Source organism: Streptomyces sp. NPDC048142 (genome assembly GCF_043202835.1).
Taxonomy (GTDB): domain Bacteria; phylum Actinomycetota; class Actinomycetes; order Streptomycetales; family Streptomycetaceae; genus Streptomyces.
Genome location: NZ_JBIDBC010000008.1, coordinates 48,547 through 73,381 on the forward strand (window position 1 = coordinate 48,547; position 24,835 = coordinate 73,381).

Genomic DNA, 24,835 nt, shown 5'->3' on the forward strand with positions numbered 1-24,835 from the left:
GCACTCGGATCTCCTCCGGAGGGTCAGGCCCCGTCCCCTCCCCCACTGCGACCGGTGTAGAAGGCAACCGTCAAGTCCTTGACGAGCGCCTTGCGTTCGTAGTCGTCCAGCTCGACGATGCCGCGCGTGGTGAGCCGGTTGACCGTGTCGTCGACCGCGTCCACCACGGAGGTGAGCACGCTGTCCCGGTGCTTGGAGTCGATCGCGGCGATCCGCCGCCGCTGCATCGCCGCCGCGACCTCGGGGGCGTACTCGATGCCGGTCGGCTGCGCCGAGTACACCTCCACGCCCACGGGTTCGCAGTCCGCCTTCAGCATCCGGGTCAGCGCGTCGCCGACCGCCTCCGCGTCGCGCAGGCTCGGGGCGTCCTCGTGGAACGCGTCGGCGGGCAGCTGGGAGAGGACCCGGGCCATCGCGGCCTCGACCTGTGCGCTCAGGTACGCCTCGTGGTCCTCGATGCCGAGGACGGCCCGGACCGTGTCCTTGATCCGCCACACCACGAGGACGACCACGCGCAGCGCGGTGCCGTTCGCGTCGACGGCGGGCAGCGGTTCGCTGCGCCAGTGCCGCAGGCGTACGTCGACGCGGCGGCGCAGCAGCAGGGGCGAGACCCAGACGAGGCCGGTGCGCCGGACGCTGCCCCGGTAGTCGCCGAACAGCGTCAGCACCCACGCGTACCCGACCCGGCCCCGGCCGAGGCCGCCGAGCGCCAGGAGCACCACGGTGGCGAGGAGGGCGAGCAAGGCCCAGGCGCCGACGCCGACGCCCAGGTCGGCCCGGGGGGTGAGGCCGACGGCCGTCTGCCAGGCGGCGGGCAGCGCGCCCCGCCACCCCAGGACGGCCAGAGCGCCGGCGATTCCGGCCGCGCCGGTGAGGAGGGCGGCGTAGCCGGACAGGGCGGGGCCGGGCCGTTCGGCGAGCCGGGGGTCGGCGACCGGGGCCGGCCGGGTCGACGGCTGCACCCGGGTCTGCGGCGAACGCGGCACGGGGGGCCGCCGGGTGGCGGGCGGTCGGTCTCCCTCGGCGAGGCGGCAGGCGACGGCCGGGGGCAGCGCCGCCGCTTCGGCCGGCTCCTGGTCGTCGCGGAAGAGGAGGTGTACGGGGATGGAGGCGGTGGTCTCGTTGGCGATGACGGAGTGGCGGCGGGCGGGGTACGAGGAGGTGGCGGCGGCCACGGTGGTCGTGGTGGCCGGGGACGCGGGTACGGGTGCGGATACAGGTGCGGGTACCGGCACGGAGAACGTGGCGGAGGCGGCCCGGTCGCCGGGGGCCAGGTCCAGGACGAGGTCCAGCTCGGTGTCGGGCCCGGGGTCGTCCACGGATCCCCTCGCGGAGGTGTCCTGGGGCTCCCGTTCGGCCGAGGCCTTCCGGGCGGGCCCCTTTCCGGCCCCCGGCTCGGCCCCGTAGGACGGATGCGGGGTCCACTCCGCCGAGGGTTCCGTCCTCAAACGCCGGACGGGCTTGAGATGGAGGTTCCCGTCGAGCGGCACGGGGCGCGCGGGGGCGGGGCGGTCGGCGGCGGGTCCGTCCGGGGCCGGACGCTCCGGGGCGCGGCCAGGGGGCAGGCCCGCATCCGGGCGGTCCGGGGCAGCCGTCCGGGGTGAGGTGGTCGGGGTCGGGGTCGGGGGCGGGGTCGGGGGCGGGGTCTGCCGGTCCGCATCACGGTCCCCGGTCGGCCGGTCCGCGCGGCGCTCCGGGGCGGCACCGGGGCGCGGGCTCACGCCCGGGCGGCGGTCCGGGGTGGTCGTCCGGGGTGAGGTGGTCGGGGGCGGGGGCGGCCGGTCCGCATCACGGTCCCCGGTCGGCCGGTCCGGGCGGCGCTCCGGGGCGGCACCGGGGCGCGGGCTCACGCCCGGAGGCTCCGGCGCAGCCGTCCCGGGCGGCCTGGGCGGGGTCTTGTCGCCGTCCGGCAGAGGCGGAAGCCCACGGTCCGGCAGAGGCGATAGCCCACGGTCCGGCGGAGGCGGAAGCTCACCGACCGGCGGCGGTGCGGTCCTGCCGCCGGGAGGGCCGAACAGCGGCGGCGGATCCCCATCGCCCGGCCGGGGCGGGCGCCCACCGTCCGGCGGCGACGGCGCCTTCTCGGCGACCGGGCCGAACAACGATGGCGGGCTTCCCTTGCCCGGCGGGGCGAAGAGGGACGGCGGGAGCTGGTCGTCCAGAGAGTGGGGGGTGGGGGTGGGGGTCGTTCGGGGGGTCTGGTCGTCGTTGGGGGTCACCGGTTCCCGATTCCTTTCCGTCACGTCCGTCACGTCCGTCACGCGAAGAGCCGGCGCCAGGTCTCCGGCCCCGGGTATCCGTCGGCCGCTCCGCCGCGCCAGCCCTGGGCCCGCTGGAACGCCTCGACGTTGCGGCGGTCGGCCTCGGTCCAGAGCGGGCCTGGGCCCGACACGTAATGCTTGCCGTATCCCTTCTTCACCAACTGTTTGCCGAGCCGGTCGACATGGCTGTTGGACTGCCCCGGCTTGAAATAGCCGCGTCCGGGGAACGCGACGGCTGTATTCGGGCTGCCGCCCGCGCCGGCGGCCGGAATGTTCCGTCCACCGCCGGTGGTCAGCAGGCGCCAGGTGTCCGGGCCCGGGATGCCGTCCGCCTCCTTGCCCCTCCAGCCCTGCGCCCGCTGGAACGCCTGGGTCGCACGCTGGTCCGCCGTACCCCACACGGGCCCGGGGCCGACCGCGTAGAAACGTTTGCCGCCCCGCTGGACCAGCATCCGGCCGAGCTGGGTGACGTACTTGTTGTTGGCGCCGGGGCCGAACCGCTTGGCCCCGGGGAAGGCGGTGGAGGATCCGGAGCCGGGCGCTCCACCCGTGACCCCTTTGTACCGATAGGCAACATAACGGTCGGAGTTGTTCCAGTAGGCCATGGGCGTCGACTGTTTCCGCGTCCGCGGGCGCGCCTGCTCATAGGCGACGTAACGGTTGTGCGTGTAGTCGGTCCAGCCGCCGAAGATCGTGACGTGCGAGCCCTTGGCGGGGTCGGCCGGGTTGTGGAAGAGAAGGATGTCGCCGGGCTGGAGGTCGGCGCGGGCGATCCTGGTCCCGTACGCGGCGAGGCTGCCGGTCCACTCGTTGGTGCCGAGGTTCCAGGCCATCGACACATAGCCGGAGCAGTCCTGGCGGTAGCCGTCCGACCAGTACTTCTCCATGCTGTACGGGACCTTCGCCGACACCCACCTCTTGGCCCGGTTGATGATGTCGGCCCGGGTCGTCCCGGGCACGGCCGAACCGGCGAACGGCGCGCCCGAGGCGCCGCTGCCCTTGAGCGGCCCCTTCTCACCCTGCGGGGTGGCCGGCTCGGGGTCGGCGCCCCCGTCGACGCGCGGTGCGCCGGGGGCGTGACCGGCGGCGGCCGCCGCGCCCGCGGCGCCGCAGGAGAGGACCACCCCGGCGGCCGTGGCCAGCACCAGGGCGCGCCGTGCGCCGTGCGCGGCGGGGTGGCCGCCGTGCCGCACCGGCAGGGCCCTCGCCGCGGAGCGCCTCCGCACGGCGCACCCCGCACATGCGCAGTCGATGGCGGGTTCGTACTCCTCGAAGACCGGCACAGTCATGCGATTCCCCTCCGCACTCGTCATTCCGTCAAGATTTTTGGGCGCAACTGCAGCGGACGTCAGTGTCTTAACTCTCCTGACATATCGCATTTTGACGGATCAAAGGAAAAAAACGACTATCTGATGGGGCGTGGCGTCCGGTTAATGGTTCGGAGCACCCCTGCGAGTCGGGTAGAGTTCTTCAGGTCAGCAGGCGCCGTTAGCTCAGTTGGTTAGAGCAGCTGACTCTTAATCAGCGGGTCCGGGGTTCGAGTCCCTGACGGCGCACGCACAGTCAAAGCCCTCTCACGTTCAGTGAGGGGGCTTTGATCATTCCCCGTCCGGTATCCGGAGACACCCGGACAGCGATATACGTACGGCAACCGTACGGTTCCGCAGCGCAACCAAGCCGCCGGGCAGGCGGTCGGGGCGGTCAAGGACCTCGGGCCCAGTTCCGCCGCGGCAGGACTACCGAACCCGTGGGCACGCTGCCCGGTGGACAGCCCGACTTCGCCCATTCAAGACAAGATCAGTATCGGTATCAGTTCGGAGCGAACCACTTCACGGCGCCGGGGTCCGGGAGCCGGAGGCCGAGGGAAGGCGGCACAAGCCGACATCCCCTCCTTCCTCCGCGACCGCAGGTGGGCGGGCAGGCCCCGGCAAGCGCGGCCGCAGCCCCGCGCAGTCACTCAGCACCCCTTGTCCGCTTGCCGTCGCCGTAGCCGTAGCCGTCGCCGTCGCCGTAGCCGTAGCCGTACGAGAACAGGGCCTCCTCGCAACGGGATCAATACACCCGGACTGCCGCCCAGGTGTGGCGAATTCCCGAACATCCCTGATGGCAAAGATCACTTGGCGGCCGGGCGGAAGGGTCTGGACCAAGGAGTTGACGGGGTGTCATGGTGCGATGGCAATCTCGAACAAACGCACGATGTTGGGGGCGTTGATGCACAGACGTATACACGTGTCGGCAGAGAAATCTGCACGAAAGGGCGGGGGAGCGCGGCGGCTGAGAGTGCTGGCCGTCCCGCTGTCCGTACTGCTGCTGGCCGAGGTCGGCGTAGCGGCGGGCGCCGCGGTCGCGGCCGATGGCACGCAGGGCAAGAAGTCGTCCGGCACCGCTCAGGCGCCCGTGCGCGACGGGGCGGCCGAGGCTCCGGACGAGGTTTCGGCACGCGCAGCGGCCGCTGCCCAGGAGCGCCAGATCGAGGTTCTCGGCGCACGTACCGAGAACACCACTCTCTGGGCCAATCCCGACGGCACCATGACGCAGGAGACCCACGCCGGACCGGTCCGGTTCCGCGAGGGCAAGAAGTGGGTCGGCATCGACGTCGACCTGGAGAAGGCCGAGGACGGCTCGGTGCGGGCCAAGAGCCATCCCCGTGGCCTTGAGCTCGCCGGGCGCACCGGCTCCGCCGGCGGCGACCTGGTGACCCTCGGCGGCGGGGCGCACGAGGTCAGCCTGGGCTGGCAGGGCGCACTGCCCGAGCCCGTGCTCAAGGGCAACAAGGCCACCTACGTGAACGTCCGGCCCGCGACCGACCTGGTGGTCGAGGCGACACGGACAGGTTTCGAGCAGTATCTGGTGGTCAAGGACCGCTCGGCCGCCGACGCGGCGGCCCGCATCACCCTGCCCCTCACGGCGAAGGGCCTGGACGCCGCACAGAACGCGGACAAGTCGGTCACGTTCACCGACGTCAAGACGGACAAGACCGTAGGCAGGCTCCCCGCCCCGGTGATGTGGGACGCCTCCCGCAACAAGCAGGGCCTGGCGGCGACCAACCGCGCCGATGTGGACCTGAAGGTCGCCGGGCAGGGCGAGGACCTGGAGCTGCGGCTCACCCCCGACCGGAAGTTCCTCGCGGACAAGGACACGAAGTTCCCGGTCACCATCGACCCCGCCGTCTACTTCGGCACCAACTTCGACACCGCCGTACGCGACGGCGTCACCGAGGATCTCTCCGCCTCCGTCGACCTGCCCGTCGGCCGTGAGTACGGCAAGCAGGCGGCACGCTCCTTCGTGCACTTCCCGAGGAACTTCGTCGTCTCGGGCAAGGAGATCCTCAACGCGGAGCTGAATCTCTACTCGGTCTGGTCCGACTCCTGTGAACCGAGGTCGTGGGAGCTCTGGGACACCGGACTCACGTCGACCGCCACCCGCTGGAGCAACCAGCCCGCCTGGCGCTCGAAGGTCGCGACCTCCACGGAGACCCTCGGCCACTCCCCGGACTGCGGCTCCCAGTGGATCCAGACCGATGTCACCGAGCTGGTGAAGGAATGGGCCGTGGCGGACCGTGCGGAGAACGCCATCGGCATCCGCGCCACCGATGAGGCCGACACCACGGCCTACAAGATCTTCGCCTCCAGCGACGCACCGAGCAACGGGCCGTCGATGCTGGTCACGTACGAGGTCCCGGCCGACCCGGTCAAGGACCACGTCACCTACTGGAACGACGTGCTGCAGGCGGCCTACCGCCAGGTCGGCGGCGCGCCGGGGCCCCTGTCCCGGGCCGGCGCGATGATGCACGGCGCGATCTACGACGCGGCGAACTCCGCGCAGTGCGCCCTGGGCGCCACCAAGTGCCTGGGAGACCCCTACCTCGTCAAGGTCGCCTCGTCCGGTGAACTGCCGGACATCAACAGCGCCATCGACCACGCGGCCTTCGACGTGCTGCGGTCGGTCTACCCTCAGCTGAACTTCGACCAGGAGCTCGCGGACGCCCGCGCCACGATCCCGGCCGGGGTCACCGGCGCCCAGCGCGCGGCGGGCACCTCCGTCGGCCAGCAGGCCGCTGCGGCCATGATCGAGGACCGGCAGAACGACGGGGCGACCAGCAACACCGCCTACACGCCCAGCACCGCCCCCGGGCAGTGGCGTCCCACGGGAAGCGGCAGCGCCGCCACCCCGGGCTGGGGCCTGGTCAAGCCGTTCGGCCTGACGTCCGGCTCCCAGTTCCGCCCCAAGAGCCTGCCCACGCTCGCCGGCGGCCCCGAGGTGCTGAAGAGCGCGGAGTACGCCGCGCAGCTCAACGAGGTGAAGTCCCTCGGCAGGTCCGACTCGACGCAGCGCACGGCCGACCAGACCCAGGCGGCCCTCTTCTGGGCCAACGACCTGGACGGCACCTACAAGCCCCCGGGCCAGCTCTTCGAGTTCACCCAGACCGTCTCGCGCGACCGCGGCCTGTCCGTCACCGCGAACGCCAAGCTCTTCGCGCTGACCGCCTTCTCCATGGCGGACGCCGGCATCGTCGCCTGGGACGCCAAGTACCGGACCGACCTCGACCTGTGGCGCCCCGAGACCGCGATCCGGCTGGACGGCGACGACAACGCGGCCACCACCGTCGACCCCAACTGGCAGCCGCTGTCGCAGGACCGCAACGGCCAGCACTTCTCCCCGCCCTTCCCCGCCTACACCTCGGGACACGCCACCTTCGGCGGCGCCTGGGCGAAGGCCATGGAGCAGTGGTTCGCCACCGACGACATCACCTTCACCGCGACCACCGAGGACCCGAACGCCGATGGTGTGACCCGGACGTTCAGCAGCTTCTCGGACGCGGCGAACGAGAACGCCGTCGGCCGGGTGTGGCTGGGCGTTCACTACGACTGGGACGGCACCGAGGGCGTCTCCTCCGGCGGCGACGCCGCCGCCTACGTCGCGGCGAACGAGGTGAAGAGCAACTCCTCGGCCACCTGGGTCGCGTACGAGACCCTGAAGAACCTCGGCGGCTGTGACGCGCTGGGCAAGAAGCTGGTCGCCGAGCACCGCTGGACCACCTACCAGTGCGAGCGGGTCACCACCGCGAACACCGACCACGAGCTCTCCGTCAAGTAGCCCGCCCGCCTCCAGGAAGGGACAGAAGCCATGCGTCTGTTGAACAAGAACTCCGGTACGTGGTCACGGGCCGCTATCGCCCTGGCGGCCGCCGTGGTCGTCGGAGCGGTGGCCGCTCCTTTCTCCATGGCCGACCCCAAGCCGGAAAGCACGCGGGCAGCAGCGCCTGCCGGCGACCCCGATCTGCTCCTCGCGACCCCCGAGGTCCCGCGGGTCTCCGACGGCTCCTACTCCGGCTTCCAGTTCTGCGGGATCCCGGACCAGACGCCGCAGGTCACCACGGACCGTCCGAGCCTCGCCGCGACCCTCGAATCAGTGGCGCCCCCCGGGTCCGTCGAGAAGCCCGGTGCGGACCAGCCCGGCCGCAAGGTCGTCTTCGAGGTGACCGAGTCGGACGGCAACCCGGTGCTCACCAAGAAGGCCACCACCGAGGCCAGTCACACCGCCGTCTACCAGTTCCCCGAGGACACGCTCTCCAGCGGCGACTACCGCTGGAGGGTACGGGTCCAGGACGGACCCGCCACTTCGCAGTGGACCGCATGGTGCGACTTCTCCGTGCGCCTGACGGACTAGCACCGGAAAGCAGAACCAGCACCGCATAAGTCCGACACAGCAGGGCCCCGGGAATCTTCCCGGGGCCCTGCGCCGACTGGCCGCGCCCGGTGGTCGTGGTCGAGTCCGCGCAGGCAGGACGCGAACTGAGAACCGGTCAGCGTGGCTGCCACCGGGAACCGACTTCGCCGTCCCCGAGCCAGACCTCCACGACGCCGTCCCCCAGTGCGACGCCGTCCGAAACGCCCTCGGCCACGCCGTCCGCGTCGGACGAGCCCGCCCCCACGCCGACGGCGTCCGAGTCGCAGCCCGCGACCACGGGTGGTACCGGTGGTTCCGGCGGCCTCGCGGAGACCGGCAGCAGCGGCAACACCACGGCGATCGCGGGCGGTGCGGCCGCCCTGGTCCTGGTCGGTGGCGGCCTGCTGTTCGCCCTGCGCCGCCGCGGCGCCAACCGCAACGGCTGACGTAGTCAGCTCCCTCCCCCTCTGCCTCGATGAACGGCTTCGGCCGCCATCGGGGCAGAGGCCGTCAGGCCTGGTTGTGCTGCTCCGCTGCGGCCTGCGCGCCGGTGAGGTAGGCGGAGACGACCACGTTGGCCGTGTAGGAGCGGGTCCTTTGGTCGTACGTTCCGCCGCAGGTGATCAGCCGCAGCTCGGCCCGGCCGTCCTCGCGGGGCCCGTACGCCGTCTGCGCGTCGAAGCGTTCGCGGGTGACGAGCTGGACGTCGTCCACGGTGAACTCCGCGACGCTGCCGTCGGTCCGGGTGACCTCGATCCGGGCGCCCGGCTCCACCGCGCTGAGCCCGTAGAAGACCGCCGGCTTGGTGTCGGTGTCGACATGGCCGACGAACAGGGCCGTGCCCCTCGCGCCGGGCTGGGTGCCGTCGCCGTACCAGCCGGCGGTCTTCGGCATGCCGTACGGGGGCGGGTCGATGGCTCCGTCCCGGTCGAGGCCGCGCGTGATGACGGGGGCCGTGATCCCCACGGAGGGAACCTCGACGCGTTCGGGGGCCGCCCCGTCGAGCGGGTCGTGGGCGGGTGGCAGCGGGGCCCCGAAGGGGCGGCCGACCGCGGCCACGTCGCCGGTGGTGGGCCCCGACAGGCCGCCGAGCCCGCCGCCGGCCTCCCGGCCCCAGAGCCACAAGCCGAGCAGCAGCACGGCCCAGGTCACTCCGGTGAGCAGTCGCCCGTTGCCTGCCGGGCGGTCCGGGGCGCTCATATCAGCTGCCGGCCGGGCCGCGGCGCCGGCGCGAACCGCGCAGGGCGACGGCGACGGCCGCGACGGCGGCGAGCACCAGGCCGGTCACCGCGTGCCGGACCCCGGGGCCCTGGCCCTGGCCCTCGGTGGACCGTTCGGCGAGGGTGGCGGTGCCTCCGCCGCCCGCCTTGACGGGCGCGACGGGCGAGGGGCGCTTGTGGTGGATGACGGTGAGGGTGCCGGTGGCCTTGCCCCGGCCGTCCCCGCACGTCACCCAGATGTCGTACGAGCGGGGTTCGGCATCGTCCCGGATCCGGGCCTCGGCGAAGAGACCCTTGTCGTCGGCGGGGCGGAAGCGGGCCACCGAGGCGAAGGCGTCGGAGTTGCCCTTCGCCTCGCGGCCCTTGCCACAGATGTCGACCCACAGTTCCACCTGCCCGCCCGGGGCGATCGTGGACGGGGTGACCGAGACGGTGCCCCGGTCGTCGTCACCGGCCGGGGCGGCCGGGGATGCCAGAGCGGCGGGTGCGGGCACGGCTATGAGCGCGGCCGCCGCCGCGGCACAGAACGTGAGGGGTATGCAACGCATCGTGAACCTCCTACGGGAAGGTTCACGCCTGCGGCTGTGGCCCGCATCCGCAGTCCTCCATTCGGGCGACTGCGGATGCGTTCCGCGCAGGGTCAGCGGCTGTCGGCCTGGTCCGGCAGGTCGATGAGGTCGACCAGATCGGCGATGGACTCGACCACGTGCGACGGCCCGTACGGGTAGCGGTCGACGTCGGCGAGGGCGGTGAGCCCGGTGAGAACCAGGAAGGTCTGCATGCCCGCTTCCAGACCCGCCAGGACGTCGGTGTCCATCCGGTCGCCGATCATGGCGCTGGTCTCGGAGTGCGCGCCGATGGCGTTCAGCCCGGTCCGCATCATCAGGGGGTTGGGCTTGCCCGCGAAGTACGGGTCCTTGCCGGTGGCCTTGGTGATGAGGGCGGCGACCGAGCCGGTGGCGGGCAGCGGCCCCTCGGCGGACGGCCCGGTCTCGTCGGGGTTGGTGCAGATGAAGCGGGCGCCCGCGTTGATCAGCCGGATCGCCTTGGTCAGCGCCTCGAAGCTGTACGTCCGGGTCTCGCCGAGCACCACGTAGTCCGGGTCGTGGTCGGTGAGGACGTACCCGATGTCGTGCAGGGCGGTGGTGAGACCGGCCTCGCCGATCACGTACGCCGTGCCGCCGGGGCGCTGGTCGTCCAGGAACTGCGCGGTGGCGAGCGCGGACGTCCAGATGTTCTCCACGGGCACGTCCAGGCCCATGCGCATGAGCCGGGCGTGCAGGTCGCGCGCGGTGTAGATGGAGTTGTTGGTGAGGACGAGGAAGGGCAGCCCGGAATCCCGCAGCCGCTTGATGAAGGCATCAGCACCGGGAATGGGGGTGCCCTCGTGGATGAGGACGCCGTCCATGTCGGTGAGCCAGGATGAGATCGGCTTGCGCTCTGCCATGTGTCGGGACTCCTGCCGTACGCACTGCGTGCTGGGGGTGCCCGGACCACGCCGTCCTGGCACCCCCAGCATAATTAGCCGGCGGTGACGGTGACCCCGTCGATCACCCAGTACCAGTTGTTGCTGCCCGTGTAGCGGAACCGGAAGCTCACGTTGGCGGCCCCGGGCGGGACGTCCAGGGTGAGTGACCGGTGCTGCGAGATCACGTCGGACGTGTAGCTCTGCACGACGACGGGCGTTCCGCCGTTCCAGGAGGCGAGGATCCGGGCGCTCTGGCTGCCCTCCTGCCGGTACAGGGTGGTGAAGCCGAGCGTCACGGTGGACGTGCCGCCGACCGCGTACGCCGGGGTGACGAGCGTGGAGTCGTACGGGCCCGAGGAGGCCCTGTCGTCCCACTCGTCGGAGTCGGCGACCGCGAAGATCCCGCGCGAGCGGACGTTCAGCTCACGGGACTGGTCGCGGTGGGTGCGGCTCCAGAACTCGTCGGTGGCGAAGGACCAGCCGCGCCACTCGGTCACGCCGCCGGTGCCCATCGCCGAGTTGACCACCGACCAGCCACTGGGCGCGGTGTGGGTCCAGCCGAGGACTCCGGCCGGGATGCCGGTCTCGTCGACGCGGGCCTTCAGCTGCGGGCGCAGCGTCTCGAAGGGGTCGGTGGAGCGTTCCTGGACCGGCTTGCCGTCCAGGCCCCAGGCGGGGTCGGGCACGATGCCGAGCTGGTGGAAGACGGTGGAGGCGACGTCGACGAGGCGGGTGTCGGCGGGCCGGGCGCCGGCGGCGATGCCGGGGCCCTGGGCGAGGACGAAGGTGCGCCGCTCCTCGATCGCGCTGCCGCCGTGGCCGCCGGAGTCGGTGTGGCCGTGGTCGGTGGTGACGATGACGGTCCAGCGTTCGGTGGCGTACGAGGGGCGGGCCCCGATCGCGGCGAGGAGGCGGCCGAGGTAGCCGTCCTGGACGTCGATGGCCTCGCGGTAATCGGCACTGGCGGCACCGGAGTTGTGGCCGGCGATGTCGGTCTGGCCGAAGTAGACGAACAGGACGTCCGGGTTCTGGTCGCGGAGGACCGACTCGGTCTCGGCGGCGATGGCGGCGTCGTGGCGGGTGTAGCCGTCGGCGTCGCCGTCGAGGACGAGCTTGGCGTCGGCGCCCCGGGTGACCGTGCCCTGGGTGTCCAGGGGCTTCCAGTCGACGGCGGCGTAGGTGGAGAGCTGGGGGCGGACCTGGGCGAGGCGGGCGAGGAAGCCGGGGTACTCCGCGTAGTTCTTCCCGGCGAAGGAGTTGTCTCTGACGCCGTGTTTGTCGGGCCAGACTCCGGTGGAGATCGTCGACCAGCCGGGGCCGGAGGAGGTGACGGCCATCGGGTTCGCGTACAGCAGCGAGGTGCCGTACGTGCCGTTGGCCATCATCGACTTGAGGTGCGGGGCGTTCGCGGCGGCGATGACGTCGTGGCGCAGCCCGTCCATGCCGACGACGAGCACCTTGTCCTTGCTGGTGCCGTCGGGGAGGGCGGGCGCGGCGTACGCGGCGGTGGCGGTGGCGAGGGGGCCGACGGCGGCGGCCGTGGCCGCTGCGGCGGTGGTGGCGAGCACGGAGCGGCGGGACAGGGACCGGGACACGTGATCCTCCGATGAGGGGGCGGGTCGAACGGGGCTGTACGCGAACTTCCTTCGGGGCTGTACGCGAACTTCCTGTGGGGCTGTACGCGAACTCCATCTGGACCAGACCCGTTACCTTGACGAGACAACCGGGCCGAGTCCAGACCTTCGCAGGAATCCATGGCCGAAAGGTGGCCGGTCAGCTTCCGGTGGCCGACTTCCAGGCGTCGATGTACGTGTCCAGGTTGGCGCCGATGTCCGCCCAGTCGGGCTCGAAGATCTCCACGCCGTCCATCAGACCGGCCAGTTCGACGGCGTTGGCGTCGGTGGCCTTGATGTCCTTGCGGGCGGCGAATCCCCCGCCGACCGCGCTGACGTCGCGCTGGGCCTGCTCGGAGAGCATGAAGTCGAGCAGCTTCTTGCCGTTCTCGCTGTGCGGGGCCTTCGCGACGAGCCCGGCCGCGTACGGCAGAGCAAAACTGGTGGGCTTCCCGTCGCCCTTCGCGGGGAACCAGATGCCGAGGTTGGGCATGTCCTTGGACTGGGCGAAGTTCATCTGGACGTCCCCGTTGGCGGCGAGGAGTTCTCCCTTGTCGACCTTGGGGGCGAGCTTGCCGGTGGAGGCGGACGGTCCGACGTTGTTGGTCTGGAGCTTCTTCAGGTACGCCATGGCCGGCTCCTGGCCGCCGAAGTCGTGCATCGCCTTGATGAGGACGGCGGTACCGTCGCCCGCGACCCCGGGGGTGGAGTACTGGACCTTCTCCCTGTACGAGGGGTCGAGCAGGTCCTCCCAGGTGCGCGGCGGGTTCTTCAGCTCCTTCGTGTTGTGGATGAAGCCGAAGTAGTTGCGGACGACGGAGGTCCACTTCCCGTCGGATGCCCGGTCGGCGCCGTCGACCTGGTCGACGCCCTCCGGCTCGTACGCCGTGAGGAGGCCCTTGGCGTCGGCCTGCTGGATGAAGGGCGGCAGGGTGACGAGCACGTCGGCCTGGGTGTTGGACTTCTCGCGGGCGACGCGCTGCACCATCTCGCCGGAGCCGCCCTCCACGTACTTCACCTCGATGCCGGTCTTCTTCTCGAAGTCCTTGAAGATCTTGTCGTACCAGCCGTCGCCGTTCTCGCCCTTGAGGCCGTCGGCGCTGTAGACGGTGACGGACTTCTCGTCGGACGCGGCGGAGGAGCCGCCGCAGGCGGTGAGGGTGACGGCGGCGAGGACGGCCAGGGGAAGCGCGAGCGTACGGGCGGGATTGCGCATGGGTCTCTCCAGAAGGGCGAAGACGGACGGGGTACGGGGGTGGGTCCGGGATCAGCGGTAGGAGGCGCGGGTCCGGATGCGGGAGACGGCGGCCAGGACGAGGAGCGTCGTCGTCATCAGGACCACGGCGAGGGCCGCGCCGGTGAAGAGGGAGCCCCGGTCGGTGGCGGCGAAGATCTGCACCGGCAGCGGGGTCCAGTCCGGCGGGTAGAGCATCATCGTGGCGCTCAACTCCCCCATGGACAGGGCGAAGCAGAGCCCGGCGGCCGAGGTGAGCGAGGGCAGCAGGAGGGGCAGCCGGATCCGCCACAGGACCCGGGCGGGGCTCGCCCCGAGGCCGGCGGCGGCCTGTTCGTACATCGGGTCCAGGCGCCGGACGGCGGCGGCGACCGACTGGTAGGCGAACGCGGTGACGAGGACGGTGTGGGCGAGGATCACGATCCACGGCGTCCCGTTGAGCAGGACGGGCGGCCGGCTGTAGGCCACCAGCACCGCGAGGCCGACGACCACCGACGGCACGGCGACCGGCAGGATGAACAGGGCGTCCAGGAGCCGCTTTCCGCGCGTGCGGAGAGAAGCGGCGGCGAGGGCCGCCCAGCCGCCGAGGACGAGGGCCAGCACGCTCGCGGCCACGGCCGTGACCAGGCTGGTGGTGAGCGCCTGGAGGGAGTCGCCGCTCGTCGCGGCGGCGTAGCGCTCGGCGGTGGGCCCGGAGGGGAAGGCCCCGGACCAGTTGGTGGCGAGGGACGCGGCGAGAATGACGAGCAGCGGCACCGCGAACAGCGGGACGAAGAGGAGGAGGAAGACGGCCCAGGTGGCCCACTTCCCGGCCCGGCTATGCACCAGCACGACGGCTCACCACCCGGTAGAGGCTGTAGAGGCCCACGGAGATCGCGATGTTGACGACGGCGACGACGCAGGCGGCCGGGTAGTCCGACTCCAGGATCGCCTTGCCGTAGACGAGCATCGGCAGCGTCGTGACGCCCTTCGCCCCGGTGAACAGGACGATCCCGAACTCGTTGAGGCACATCACCAGCACGAGGCTGCCGCCCGCCGCGAGGGCCGGGAGCGCTTCGGGCAGGATCACCTGCCTGATGATCCGGACGGGTCCGGCGCCGAGTGAGGAGGCGGCCTCCAGCTGTCCGGTGTCGAGCTGGGAGAACGCGGCGAGCAGCGGGCGCATCACGAACGGAGTGAAGTAGGTGATCTCGGCGAGCAGGACGCCCCAGGGGGTCGTCAGGAAGTGGAAGGGCCCGTCGGCGGCCCCGGTGACGTCGGTCCAGAGGCCGTTGGCCATCCCGACCGAGCCGTAGATGAACAGCAGGGCCAGGGTGATGAGGAAGGACGGGAAGGAGAGGAAGACGTCGATGAACCGGGCGACCGCCTTCCCGCCGGGGAACGGGACGAACGCGATGACCAGCGCGAGGACGAAGCCGAGGACGAGGCAGCCCACGGTCGAACCGACGGCGAGCCACACGGTGGTGGTGAGCGCGTCGCGGAAGACGGCGGAGGCGAAGACGTCGGCGTACGGGTCGAGCGAGACGCCGCCCTCGTCGGGGGTGAAGGACTGCTGGACGACGAGGGCCAGCGGGTAGAGGAACGCGAGCGCGAGGACGGCGACGGGCGGCAGCGCCCAGACCCAGGTGGGGAGGGAGCGGGACCGAGCGGGGGTCGGTGAAGGGGCGGGGGTGCGGGTCGCGGTGGGGGCGGCGGTGCCGGTGGATGTGGAGGCGAAGGCGGAGGTGCCGGTGGAGGTGGCTGTGCCGGTGGAGGTGCCGGTGGCTGTGTTCATGGGCCGACTCCCACGGTTTCGGCCGTTCCCGCCGCTCCGGCCGCTCCTGTCGCTTCCGCCGCTCCGGTCGTACCTGTCGTTCCGGCCGTTCCAGCCGCTCCTGTCACTTCCGTCGCTCCCGCTGCTCCGACCTCTCCTGTCACTCCCGTCGCTCCCGCTGCTCCCGCTGCTCCCGCCGGGAGCAGCACCGCGTCCTCGGCCGCGAAGTGCAGGGTGACGGGGTCGCCGATGGCCGGTGGCTCGCGCAGTTCGCGGAGGTCGGCCATGACGCGGTGGCCGTCGACGTCGGTGTGGAGCCGGTGGGTGGAGCCGCGCCACTGGACCTCGGTGACGCTGCCGGTGAGCGCGTTGGGCCCGTCGCCGAGGCCGACCAGGTGCGGCCGGACACAGAGGGTGGCGGTGGAACCAGGGGCAGCGGTGTCGGTGGGGACGGTGAGCGGGTGGCCGCCGAGGCCGACGCGGCCGTCGCCCGTGACGGTCACGGGGAGGAGGTTGGCGTTGCCGACGAACGAGGCGGTGAACTCCGTACGGGGCCGGCGGTAGAGCTCCTCGGGGGTTCCGCAGTCCTGGAGCCGGGCCCGGTCCATGACGGCGATCCGGTCGGCGAGGGTGAGGGCCTCGACCTGGTCGTGGGTGACGTAAAGGATCGACATGTCCGGCAACTCGCGGTGCAGACGCGCCAGTTCGGTGAGCATGCCGGAGCGGAGCCGGGCGTCGAGGGCGGAGAGCGGCTCGTCCAGGAGCAGGACGCCGGGGCGGATGGCGAGCGCGCGGGCGATGGCGACGCGCTGCTGCTGGCCGCCGGAGAGTTCGCGCGGGTGCCGGCCGGCGTACGCGGCCATGCCGACGAGTTCGAGGGCCTCGGTGACCCGGCCGGGGATCTCGGCCTTCGGGGTGCGGTGGGCCTTGAGCCCGAAGGCCACGTTGTCCTTGACCTTGAGGTGCGGGAAGAGGGCGTACTGCTGGACGACCATGCCGATGCCGCGCCGGTGCGGGGGCAGGGCGGTGACGTCCCGGCCGCCGAGGAACACCCGTCCGGCTGCGGGCCGGACGAACCCGGCGACGGCACGCAGGGCGGTGGTCTTGCCGGAGCCGGAGGGTCCGAGGAGGGCCATCACCTCGCCGGGTTCGACGGTGAGGTCGAGCCGGTCCAGGACGACGGTCCGGCCGTACGCGACGGTGACGCCCTCGAAGCGGATGCCGCTGGGGGCGGCGGGGGTGGACCGGTCGGGGCCGAGCGCACCGGGCGTGGCGGGGGCCGGGGCGCTCACGCCTCGGCCCGCGCGATGAGGTCGGGGAGCTCGGCGACGGACCCGAGCACGTGGGTCGCGCCGTGCCGGGTCAGCTGGTCCTTCTCGTGGGCGCCGGTGAGGACCCCGGCGACGATCCCGGCGCCGGAGCGTACGCCGCTGAGCATGTCGTACGAGGTGTCGCCGGCCACCACGGTCCGCCGGACGTCGTCCACGGCCCCGGTGCGCAGGAAGGCGGCCAGCACCATGTCCGGGAAGGGCCGCCCCCGGCCGCCCGCGTCGGCGGGGCAGAGGGTGAGCGGGACGAGGTCCTGCCAGCCGAGGGCGGTGAGGATGGCGTCCTGGGTGGGGCGGGCGAAGCCGGTGGTCAGGACGACGGTGCGACCCTCGGCGGTGAGCCGTTCGACGGCCTCGCGGGCGCCGGGGACCGGGGCGACGCGGCCGCCGTCGACGAGTTCCCCGTACGCCTCCTCGAAGGCGATGTTGGCGCGCCGGGCCTGGTCCTCCGCACCGAGGAGGTGGCGGAAGACGGAGATCTTGGACTCGCCCATGGTGGCGCGTACATAGGCGAGTTGGCGGGCGTGCTCGTCGGATCCTGGGCGTACGCCGAGGCGTTGGGCGGCTGCGGAGAAGGCCTGCTCGACGAGGCCGCCGTCGGCGACGGTGGTCCCGGCCATGTCGAGGACGACGAGCCCGAAGAGGTGGTCCGTGGTGGGTGTCGCAGATGTCATGTGGTTCACCAGCCCAGTTGGTCGGCGGTCGTTTCGGCGATGGCGGGCGAGCACGTCATGCCGCGCCCGCCGGGCCCGGTGACGAGCCAGACCCCGTCGCGCACCTGCTGCCGGTGGACGACGCGTGAGGTGTCGGCGCACTGGGCGTAGACGCCCGCCCAGCGGTGGCGGACGCGCGGCAGCGGGCGGCCGAGGAAGGCCTCGACGACCCGGGTGAGGTGCTCGTAGGGCTCCTCGACGGTGTCGAAGGCGAAGGGGTGCTCGTACGCGTGGGTGTCGCCGATGGTCAGCCCGCCGTCGCGGCGCTGCACCATGAGGAGCTGCATGCGGTGCTCGGCGGCGACGGGGTCCTGGGGCTGTCCGGCGTTGAGGGCGTCGAGCGCGTCGCCCCGGTAGGCGGGGTAGTAGCGGAAGCTGTCGGCGTCGGCGACGGAGGTGGTGAGGGGTTCGCCGAGCGGGTCGGTCTGCATCATCTGGAGGCGGACGCGGCACACGGGCAGCTCGGGCCCGGCGAGTTCGCGGACGAGTCCGCCGAGCCAGGCGCCGGTCGCGAGGATCACGGCGTCGCCGGTGTGGACGTCGCCGTGGTCGTCGCGCACCGAGGCGGTCCCGACGACGTCCCGCACCTCACGGCCGCCGAGGTAGGTGTACCGCCCGGAGGCCAGCAGCTCTTGCTTCAGGGCGAGTTGGGCTGTGCGGGGTTCGACCGCCGCGTCCCGCTCGCACCACAGGGCGGCGGTGAACGCGCCGCGCAGGGCCGGGTTGAGCGCACGGGCCTCGTCGGCGGTGAGCAGCTTGTAGCCGCGCGCCGCCGCGTCGGGCCGGGCGAGCGCCGCCTCGGCGACGGCGACCTCGCGTGCCGTACGCAGCGGGGTGAGCGAACCACAGGCCCGGAAGCCGAGTCCCGGCACCCGCTCCCCGATGACCTCCCACAACTCACGGGCGCGCAGGGCGGTTTCCAGCTCCTCGCCACCGGCCCGCCCACTGATCCACAGCTGTCCGAAATTGCGGAGCGATGCCCCGCGCGCCTCGCTCTCGCGCTCGATCTGTACGACCTCGTGGCCGCGGCTGACTGCGTGCCAGGCGTGCATGGTTCCCACCACGCCGGCTCCTACGACGATGACTCTCACGACGGCCACGCTCCTCGGGGCGGGTGGCCCGCACACGTCCGTTCACCGACGGGACGGTGAACGACCCCGCAAGTTTGGACCAGACCCGTTATGTTTTCGTTACCGAAAGAGGTTACGGGACGGAGCGAGGAGCGGGCCCTCTCAGTCCCGCCCCTCGCCTCGCAGATGGGCGGAGAAGGAGAAGCGGTCGCCCCGGAACAGGGTCCGCACGCGCTCCAGCGGCCTGCCGTCGGTGTCCCGGGAGAGCCGGTGGATCAGGAGCATCGGCAGGGCGGGCGGGGTCCCGATGAGCAGGGCCTCGCGGGGGGTCGCGAGGACGGTCTCGATCCGCTCGTCGGCGTCGCCGAAGGCGATCCCGAGGCGGTCGCGGAGGTAGGCGTAGAAGGAGGAGTCCGGGTCGAACCGCGTGTCCAGACCCGGGACGCGGGCGACGCCGACGTACGTGCTCTCCAGGCCGACGCGTTCGTCGTCGGCGAGCAGCACCCGCTCCAGGTGCCAGACCGGCTCGCCCCGCTCGACCGCGATCTCGGCGGCGAGCGCCTCGGGGCAGGGGAAGCGGTCCAGCCCGATGAGGTGGCGGCCGGGCCGCCTGCCCTGGCGGCGGACGCCTTCGGTGTAGCTGGCCAGCGAGAGCGGCTGTTCCAGCTTGGGCCCGGCGACGACGGTGCCGCGCCCCTGCCGGCGCAGCCGCCCTTCCAGGAGGAGTTCGCGCAGGGCCTGGCGGACGGTCTCGCGCGAGACCTCGTGCCGCTGGGCGAGCTCCCGCTCGGTGGGCAGGAGCCCGCCCTCGCCCAACTCGTCCAGCAGCACCGCGATAAGGGCTTTGACCGCGTAGTACTTCGGGATACGGCCGTGCTCGGGGATGCCGGAGCGGATCGGTGCGCCAGGTGCCTGGCCGTTCGGGTAGTCCACGGCCCGATGGTCGCAGACGCGGGTGAACGGGCGGTACGGGACGGCTCCGGCCGCCGCCGGACCCGCGAGGCGGCGGGGTGGCAGCCGCCTGTCAGCCGGTGGTGCGGCGGGTCCGGCGGGCGTGCACCAGAAGAGCGGTCCCGCCGAGCAGCAGCGCCCCGGCGGCGGCCCCGGTCCAGGGCAGCGACGCCGGTCCGGTGCGGGCGAGTTCGGGGAGGGGACGGCCCAGGCCGTCGCGGGGCAGTCGCCCGGGGTGCTCCCCGTCCGGGCCCCCGCCCTCCTCCCCGGGGCTGGATTCGTACTCCGGGGACAGGTCCCGGCCCGTGCCGGCGTCCGTACCGGAGCCGTCGGGATCGCCGGGCCGCTCCGCACGGGTGCCGGTACCCGGGTCGGCGCGCTCCGGGTCGGGATGTTCCGCCCGGGGGTCCTCCATCCGAGGGGGTTCCGGTTCGTGGCTGCCGCCCGTGGCGCCGTCGACGATCACGAAGGGATACTCCTCCGGCTCCCCCACCCACTCGCCGTCCTCGCGCCCGCCGCCCTTGGCATGGTTCTGGTGACGGCGCTGGACGACGACGGCGTGGGCGGTGACCGGGCCGGGGGCGGTGTCCGAGGTGAAGGCCATCCGGACGCGTACGGAGACGGTCTCTCCGGCGGGAACGGTGAACCCGAGGAAGGCCTCGCCGGAGCCGGTGCCGGAGCCGGTGCCGGTGCCAGTGCTGGAGCCGGTGCCGGTGTCGGAGCCGGTGCCGCCCGTGTCGGAGCCGGTGGCACCTGTGCCGGTGCCGCTCGACGTCTCCTTATCGCCCTCCTCGCCCTCCTTGCCTTCCTCCCCCTCCTCGCCGCCGAACACGCCGATCTGCTCGTCGCGGTCGGTGCTCTCCCAGGTGACCCGGTGTTCGGTCCCGGGCCGGCCGGGCTCGGAGAACTCCAGCTGGATCTGGTCCGACGTCAGCCTGCGGTCGCGGTCGGCGAGGACGAGGACCGGGTGCAGGGCCCGACAGGACGTGTCGGTGGTGTTGGTGAGGTCGAGGAACCAGGTGCCGTAGCCGCCGCCGGAGGCGTACCGGTCCGGGGCGTCCTGGATCCGGGTCTCGATGGGGAACTCCTTGGCGTCCGGGTCACCGCAGGCGGGCTGCTCATCGACGGCGGCTAAGAAGGCGGGGGCAGGAACGGGCGCGCCCGGCAGGGCGGCAGCAGCCTGCGGGCCGCCCAGGAGCACGGCGGGGACCGTGATCCCGGCGGCCAGCCCGAGGGCGGCGAGCACACGGGCGTCACACAGCCGTGCGCAGGAGGTGGGGGGCATGAGGGGTCACCCTTCGCTGCTCGCGGACGACCGGGGCGGGGGCCTCCGGTGGTGGCCTCCGACGCCATCACGCGCGCGCGGACTCAGAGAGTCGACATGCCGACTTGATTCATAGGATCACCCGACTGCACTCCACCTCGGCCGGGCAGGCCGGCCCGCACCGCAAGCGCCCCTGCCCCTGCCCGGCCCCTCGCCTGCCCTGCCTCCTGCCCTGCCCCTCCCTCTCCTACCCCCGCTCCCCCACCCTCCCGAACACCGGCGCGAGCACCAGTTGCGCCGCGCCCTCCGCGACCGGCCGGTCGCCGCCCCCGGCGATCGTCACGGTCACCCCCGCGCCCGCCCCGCCCCGCGCGGCCCGCTCCTCGATCACGGCCCGGACGCCCCGTACGTACGCGTCCTCGTCGGCGGCCACCGTCCGGCCCCCCAGGACCACCCGGTCGATGTCGAGCAGGCCGACCAGGTTGGCGGCGCCCGTGCCCAGGACCCGGGCGGCCTCCGCCCGGTCGCCGCGCGCCTCGGCGGCCAGGCACAGCGCCTCGATGCAGCCGCGTCCGCCGCACCCGCAGAGCGGGCCGTCGAGCTGGAGGGTCTGGTGGCCGAACTCGCCCGCGCCCGTCCGCGCGCCCCGGTGCACCTCGCCGCCCAGGACGAGGCCGGCGCCGAGCCCCGTACCGAGGTGGAGGTAGGCGAAGTCCGCGCGCGGCTCGTCGAGGGACAGGGCCAGGGCGAGGGCGGCGGCGTTGGTGTCCTTGTCCAGGACCACCGGCAGCCCGGTCCGCTCGGCCAGGGCGGCGCGCAGCGGGTAGCCGTCCCACTGCGGGAATCCGGTGACCCGGTGCAGGATGCCGTCCCGGTGGTCGAGCGGGCCGGGGACGGCGACGCCAAGGCCCAGCACCGGCTTGTGCGGTTCGGCCGCGCTCAGGTCCCGTACGGCGTCCGCCGCGGCCGCGAGGACCCGGTCCGCCGGAGCGCCGAGGTCCAGCGGCGCGTGGGTGACCGCGACCGACCGGCCCGCGAGGTCGACCAGGACGGCGGTGAGCCCGTCGCGGTCCAGGTGCAGTCCGACGGCGAACTGGGCGTCGGGGACCAGCCGCAGCACCGTGCGCGGCTTGCCGCCGGTGGAGGGGCGCAGGCCCGCGCCGACGGCAAGACCGTCCTCCCGCAGCCGGGCGGTGATCTTGCTGACGGCCTGCGGGGTGAGGCCGGTGCCCTCGGCCAGCTCCAGCCGGCTGATGCCCTCGGCCCCGGCCGCCCGCAGCAGGTCCAGCACCAGCGTGGCGTTGTGGTGGCGCAGCGCCGGGAGGTTCACCCCGGCGGGGGCCTTCGTCCTGCTCCTGTTCACGGCTCACTCCTGTTCACCGCACCATTGTGCCGGTCGCTTGCACTTCGGCAACAGCGTTGCTTAAGTGGAACGCATGACCCCCAACGCCACCGACGCCCCCCTCCGCGTCGCCCTCGTCGGCTACGGCCTGGCCGGCTCCGTCTTCCACGCCCCGCTGGTCTCCGCGACCGACGGCCTGGTCCTCGACACGGTCGTCACGTCGAACGAGGAGCGCCGGGCCGAGGCCCGTGCCGCGTTCGGCGACGTCCGCGTCGCCGCCTCCCCGGACGAGCTGTGGGAGCGCGCCGGCGAGCTGGACCTCGTCGTGATCGCCACCCCGAACAAGACGCACGTCCCGCTGGCGACGGCCGCGCTGAAGGCCGGGCTGCCGGCAGTCGTGGACAAGCCGGTGGCCGGGACCGCCGCCGAGGCGCGTGAGCTGGCCGCTCTCGCCGAGGAGCGCGGGCTGCTGCTCTCGGTCTTCCAGAACCGCCGCTGGGACGGCGACTTCCGCACGCTCGCCGCGCTGATCGCCGACGGCGGGCTGGGCGAGGTGCAGCGCTTCGAGTCCCGCTTCGAGCGCTGGCGGCCGCAGCCGAAGGGCGGCTGGCGCGAGTCGGGCGACCCGGAGGAGATCGGCGGCCTGCTGTACGACCTGGGCAGCCATGTCGTCGACCAGGCGCTGGCACTGTTCGGCCCGGCGGTCCAGGTGTACGCGGAGTCCGACGTACGGCGTCCCGGCGCGGCGGCGGACGACGACACGTTCCTCGCGGTCACCCACGCCAACGGGGTCCGCTCGCACCTGTACGTCAGCGCCACCACGGCCCAGCTCGGCCCGCGCTTCCGGGTGCTGGGCTCGAAGGCGGGCTATGTGAAGTACGGCCTGGACCCGCAGGAGGCGGCCCTGCGCGAGGGCCTGCGCCCGGCGGCCGGGGAGCCGTGGGGCGAGGAGCCGGAGGAGCTGTGGGGCCGCGTCGGTTCCGGCGAGTCCCCGCTGACCGGTGGCGGCACCCCGGTCCGTACGCTCCCCGGCGACTACCCCGCGTACTACGCCGCCGTCGCCGCAGCGGTGCGCGGCACCGGCGACAACCCGGTCACCGCACTCCAGGCGGCCGCCGCGCTGGACGTCCTGGAGGCCGCCCGCCGCTCGGCCCGCGAAGGCGTCTCGGTCACCCTGCTCCCGCACCACGACGAAGAGGAGCAGGCCAAGAAGCAGGAGGCGAAAGAGCAGCGGACTGAACAGCAGCGGGCGAAGGAGCAGCGCGCATGAGCATCACCTCCCCCACCCTCTCCGAGCTGATCGCGCAGGAGCGCCGGCTCACCCTTCCGCACTTCGGCCACGACGACGCGTTCGTGCTCGGCAGCCTGCTGGTCGCGCTGGCCCGGGAGCGGCACGCACCGGTCGCGATCGACATCCGGCGCGGCCCGCAGCAGCTGTTCCACGCGGCGCTGCCGGGTTCGAGTGCGGACAACGACGCGTGGATCGACCGCAAGCGCAAGGTCGTCGAGCGGTACGGCGAGAGCTCGTATCTGGTCGGTACCCGGTTCCGGGCGAAGGGCACGACGTTCGAGGAGTCCTCGCGCCTGGACCCGGACACGTACGCGGCGCACGGCGGTTCGTTCCCGATCTCGGTGAAGGGCGCGGGCGTGATCGGCACGGTCACGGTGTCCGGGCTGCCGCAGGCCGAGGACCACGCGATGGTGGTCGAGGCGCTGGAGCAGTTCGCGGCGACGACGGGGGCCTGAGACTCCGTACGCAGATGAGGGGGCGGGGCGGGGCGTCACGCAGCGCAGGTCAGGGCGCGAGGCGTCACATAACGCATGCCAGGGGGCACGGGGCATCGCATCACGCACGTCAGGAGGCGCGAGGCGTCACATAACGTACGTCAGGAGACAGGCATCACGTACCCACGTGGTGCCCCGCCCCGGCCCAGCTCCAGCCCCACCCCCGCCGTCGGCGGGCGGGCGGGCGCTACGCCCCCTTCAGCTCCTGCCGCTGCCGGCCGAGCCCCTCCACCTCCAGCTCCACCACATCGCCCGCCTTCAGGTACGGCTTCGGCTCGGGCTGCCCCATCGCGACCCCGGCCGGCGTACCGGTGTTGATCACGTCGCCCGGGTAGAGCGTCATGAAGTGGCTGAGGTAGCGGACGATCTCGCCGACCGGGAAGATCTGCTCGGCCGTGGTGCCGTTCTGCTTCAGCTCGCCGTTGACCCAGAGCCGCAGCGGCAGGGCCTGCGGGTCGGGCACCTCGTCGGCGGTGACCAGCCAGGGGCCCAGCGGGTTGAACGTCTCGCAGTTCTTGCCCTTGTCCCAGGTGCCGCCGCGCTCGATCTGGAACTCGCGCTCGGACACGTCGTGCGCGGTGGCGTAACCGGCGACGTGGGCGAGGCCCTCCTCGGCCGTCTCCAGGTAGCGGGCGGTGCGCCCGATGACGACGGCCAGCTCGACCTCCCAGTCGGTCTTCCGGCTGCCACGCGGCACCAGGACCGTGTCGTCGGGCCCGACGACCGTGTCGGGGGCCTTGAAGAACAGGATGGGTTCCGCCGGGATCTCCGCACCCGTCTCGGCGGCGTGGTCGTGGTAGTTCAGCCCGATGCACACGATCTTGCCGATGCGCCCGAGCGGCGGGCCGACCCGCAGCCCCGTCGCGTCCAGGGCGGGCAGCACACCGGGCGCCTCGGCGGCCGCCCGTACCCGGGCGAGCGCGGAGGCGTCGGCGAGCAGCTCACCGTCGATGTCGGGGACGATCCCCGACAGATCACGCAGAGTCCCGTCGCGGTCGAGAAGTGCGGGGCGCTCGGCACCCGCCGTACCGACTCGAAGCAGCTTCAACGGTCCAGCTCCTCTTGATCGAGGTGGAGAGCCCTCCGGCGGGGTGCGGCCGACGGAGGACTTGGCTGATCGTCCAAGAGATGCGGACACTCCGCAAGACCACGTTCACACACTG

21 protein-coding genes and 1 tRNA gene are annotated in these 24,835 nt (G+C 72.7%); 6 read left to right on the plus strand and 16 right to left on the minus strand.

Translation table 11 applies throughout. The features are described 5' to 3' along the window. Nucleotides 1-23: 23 nt before the first annotated feature. Together ACGF2Y_RS12975 and ACGF2Y_RS12980 are read right to left on the minus strand one after the other, a co-directional pair. Entirely contained in the window at nt 24-2,252 is a 2,229-nt protein-coding gene (locus ACGF2Y_RS12975) for an SPFH domain-containing protein (RefSeq protein WP_392946185.1), read from the minus strand. A gap of 5 nt (nt 2,253-2,257) precedes the next feature. After that, nucleotides 2,258-3,550 (minus strand): peptidoglycan-binding protein, encoded by a 1,293-nt coding sequence (locus ACGF2Y_RS12980; RefSeq protein ID WP_392945855.1) that lies wholly within the window; start codon nt 3,548-3,550, stop codon nt 2,258-2,260. Between the two features lie 193 nt (nt 3,551-3,743). Between ACGF2Y_RS12980 and ACGF2Y_RS12985 the strand changes: the two genes are divergently transcribed. The 4 genes from ACGF2Y_RS12985 to ACGF2Y_RS13000 all read left to right on the plus strand — a co-directional run bounded on the left by ACGF2Y_RS12985 (nt 3,744) and on the right by ACGF2Y_RS13000 (nt 8,377). After that, nucleotides 3,744-3,817, plus strand: a tRNA-Lys gene (locus ACGF2Y_RS12985). Nucleotides 3,818-4,541: 724 nt separating this feature from the next. After that, entirely contained in the window at nt 4,542-7,358 is a 2,817-nt protein-coding gene (locus ACGF2Y_RS12990; protein ID WP_392945857.1) for a DNRLRE domain-containing protein, read from the plus strand. A 30-nt stretch (nt 7,359-7,388) separates the two neighbouring features. Continuing rightward, complete coding sequence (locus ACGF2Y_RS12995; RefSeq protein ID WP_392945859.1) at nt 7,389-7,931, plus strand: hypothetical protein; 543 nt, start codon at nt 7,389-7,391, stop codon at nt 7,929-7,931. Between the two features lie 95 nt (nt 7,932-8,026). After that, entirely contained in the window at nt 8,027-8,377 is a 351-nt protein-coding gene (locus tag ACGF2Y_RS13000; protein WP_392945861.1) for an LAETG motif-containing sortase-dependent surface protein, read from the plus strand. A gap of 64 nt (nt 8,378-8,441) precedes the next feature. Here ACGF2Y_RS13000 and ACGF2Y_RS13005 read toward each other — a convergent pair whose 3' ends face one another. From ACGF2Y_RS13005 to ACGF2Y_RS13065, 13 genes are all read right to left on the minus strand, one after another. Next, nucleotides 8,442-9,131 carry a class F sortase gene (locus ACGF2Y_RS13005; protein WP_392945863.1) on the minus strand — a complete coding sequence of 230 codons (690 nt, stop codon included), beginning with the start codon at nt 9,129-9,131 and terminating at the stop codon, nt 8,442-8,444. A 1-nt stretch (nt 9,132) separates the two neighbouring features. Beyond that, complete coding sequence (locus ACGF2Y_RS13010; protein WP_392945865.1) at nt 9,133-9,699, minus strand: hypothetical protein; 567 nt, start codon at nt 9,697-9,699, stop codon at nt 9,133-9,135. Between the two features lie 92 nt (nt 9,700-9,791). Then, nucleotides 9,792-10,598, minus strand: a complete 807-nt coding sequence (locus tag ACGF2Y_RS13015; RefSeq protein WP_392945867.1) for an HAD-IIA family hydrolase — start codon at nt 10,596-10,598, stop codon at nt 9,792-9,794. Between the two features lie 74 nt (nt 10,599-10,672). Beyond that, nucleotides 10,673-12,214, minus strand: coding sequence for an alkaline phosphatase family protein (locus ACGF2Y_RS13020; RefSeq protein ID WP_392945869.1), 1,542 nt, complete (start codon nt 12,212-12,214; stop codon nt 10,673-10,675). Nucleotides 12,215-12,392: 178 nt separating this feature from the next. Continuing rightward, nucleotides 12,393-13,448 carry a 2-aminoethylphosphonate ABC transporter substrate-binding protein gene (locus tag ACGF2Y_RS13025; protein WP_392945871.1) on the minus strand — a complete coding sequence of 352 codons (1,056 nt, stop codon included), beginning with the start codon at nt 13,446-13,448 and terminating at the stop codon, nt 12,393-12,395. A 51-nt stretch (nt 13,449-13,499) separates the two neighbouring features. Continuing rightward, complete coding sequence (locus ACGF2Y_RS13030) at nt 13,500-14,297, minus strand: ABC transporter permease (RefSeq protein ID WP_392945873.1); 798 nt, start codon at nt 14,295-14,297, stop codon at nt 13,500-13,502. After that, complete coding sequence (locus ACGF2Y_RS13035) at nt 14,284-15,240, minus strand: 2-aminoethylphosphonate ABC transporter permease subunit (RefSeq protein WP_392945875.1); 957 nt, start codon at nt 15,238-15,240, stop codon at nt 14,284-14,286. Before ACGF2Y_RS13035 ends, ACGF2Y_RS13030 begins: the two co-directional genes overlap by 14 nt. Then, nucleotides 15,237-16,511 (minus strand): ABC transporter ATP-binding protein, encoded by a 1,275-nt coding sequence (locus tag ACGF2Y_RS13040; protein WP_392945877.1) that lies wholly within the window; start codon nt 16,509-16,511, stop codon nt 15,237-15,239. Before ACGF2Y_RS13040 ends, ACGF2Y_RS13035 begins: the two co-directional genes overlap by 4 nt. Further along, nucleotides 16,508-17,221 (minus strand): phosphonatase-like hydrolase, encoded by a 714-nt coding sequence (locus ACGF2Y_RS13045; protein WP_392945879.1) that lies wholly within the window; start codon nt 17,219-17,221, stop codon nt 16,508-16,510. Before ACGF2Y_RS13045 ends, ACGF2Y_RS13040 begins: the two co-directional genes overlap by 4 nt. Nucleotides 17,222-17,226: 5 nt before the next feature. Further along, a complete protein-coding gene (locus ACGF2Y_RS13050) occupies nt 17,227-18,351 on the minus strand; it encodes a TIGR03364 family FAD-dependent oxidoreductase (protein WP_392945881.1) in 1,125 nt (374 codons plus the stop codon). A gap of 141 nt (nt 18,352-18,492) precedes the next feature. Beyond that, on the minus strand, nt 18,493-19,263 hold the full coding sequence (locus ACGF2Y_RS13055) for a GntR family transcriptional regulator (protein WP_392945883.1): 771 nt from the start codon (nt 19,261-19,263) through the stop codon (nt 18,493-18,495). A gap of 91 nt (nt 19,264-19,354) precedes the next feature. Beyond that, a complete protein-coding gene (locus tag ACGF2Y_RS13060; RefSeq protein WP_392945885.1) occupies nt 19,355-20,566 on the minus strand; it encodes a peptidase in 1,212 nt (403 codons plus the stop codon). A gap of 226 nt (nt 20,567-20,792) precedes the next feature. Further along, nucleotides 20,793-21,908 (minus strand): ROK family protein, encoded by a 1,116-nt coding sequence (locus ACGF2Y_RS13065; RefSeq protein WP_392945887.1) that lies wholly within the window; start codon nt 21,906-21,908, stop codon nt 20,793-20,795. Between the two features lie 73 nt (nt 21,909-21,981). Here ACGF2Y_RS13065 and ACGF2Y_RS13070 point away from each other — a divergent pair, with 73 nt between their 5' ends. Then, entirely contained in the window at nt 21,982-23,157 is a 1,176-nt protein-coding gene (locus tag ACGF2Y_RS13070; protein WP_392945889.1) for a Gfo/Idh/MocA family oxidoreductase, read from the plus strand. After that, entirely contained in the window at nt 23,154-23,633 is a 480-nt protein-coding gene (locus tag ACGF2Y_RS13075) for a heme-degrading domain-containing protein (RefSeq protein WP_392945891.1), read from the plus strand. Before ACGF2Y_RS13070 ends, ACGF2Y_RS13075 begins: the two co-directional genes overlap by 4 nt. 226 nt (nt 23,634-23,859) lie before the next feature. Here the strand turns inward: ACGF2Y_RS13075 and ACGF2Y_RS13080 are convergent, their stop codons facing one another. Then, nucleotides 23,860-24,720: a fumarylacetoacetate hydrolase family protein gene (locus ACGF2Y_RS13080; RefSeq protein WP_392945893.1), complete on the minus strand. Its 861-nt coding sequence runs from the start codon at nt 24,718-24,720 to the stop codon at nt 23,860-23,862. Nucleotides 24,721-24,835 lie beyond the last annotated feature (115 nt).

What these genes read in the sequence shown, in the direction of transcription:
- ACGF2Y_RS13045 (WP_392945879.1), bottom strand. Translation starts at nt 17,221, where the DNA reads ATGACATCTGCGACACCCACCACGGACCACCTCTTCGGGCTCGTCGTC.
- ACGF2Y_RS13035 (WP_392945875.1), bottom strand. Translation starts at nt 15,240, where the DNA reads ATGAACACAGCCACCGGCACCTCCACCGGCACAGCCACCTCCACCGGC.
- ACGF2Y_RS13010 (WP_392945865.1), bottom strand. Translation starts at nt 9,699, where the DNA reads ATGCGTTGCATACCCCTCACGTTCTGTGCCGCGGCGGCGGCCGCGCTC.
- ACGF2Y_RS12980 (WP_392945855.1), bottom strand. Translation starts at nt 3,550, where the DNA reads ATGACTGTGCCGGTCTTCGAGGAGTACGAACCCGCCATCGACTGCGCA.
- ACGF2Y_RS13025 (WP_392945871.1), bottom strand. Translation starts at nt 13,448, where the DNA reads ATGCGCAATCCCGCCCGTACGCTCGCGCTTCCCCTGGCCGTCCTCGCC.
- ACGF2Y_RS13005 (WP_392945863.1), bottom strand. Translation starts at nt 9,131, where the DNA reads ATGAGCGCCCCGGACCGCCCGGCAGGCAACGGGCGACTGCTCACCGGA.
- ACGF2Y_RS12995 (WP_392945859.1), top strand. Translation starts at nt 7,389, where the DNA reads ATGCGTCTGTTGAACAAGAACTCCGGTACGTGGTCACGGGCCGCTATC.
- ACGF2Y_RS13015 (WP_392945867.1), bottom strand. Translation starts at nt 10,598, where the DNA reads ATGGCAGAGCGCAAGCCGATCTCATCCTGGCTCACCGACATGGACGGC.
- ACGF2Y_RS13060 (WP_392945885.1), bottom strand. Translation starts at nt 20,566, where the DNA reads ATGCCCCCCACCTCCTGCGCACGGCTGTGTGACGCCCGTGTGCTCGCC.
- ACGF2Y_RS13075 (WP_392945891.1), top strand. Translation starts at nt 23,154, where the DNA reads ATGAGCATCACCTCCCCCACCCTCTCCGAGCTGATCGCGCAGGAGCGC.
- ACGF2Y_RS13070 (WP_392945889.1), top strand. Translation starts at nt 21,982, where the DNA reads ATGACCCCCAACGCCACCGACGCCCCCCTCCGCGTCGCCCTCGTCGGC.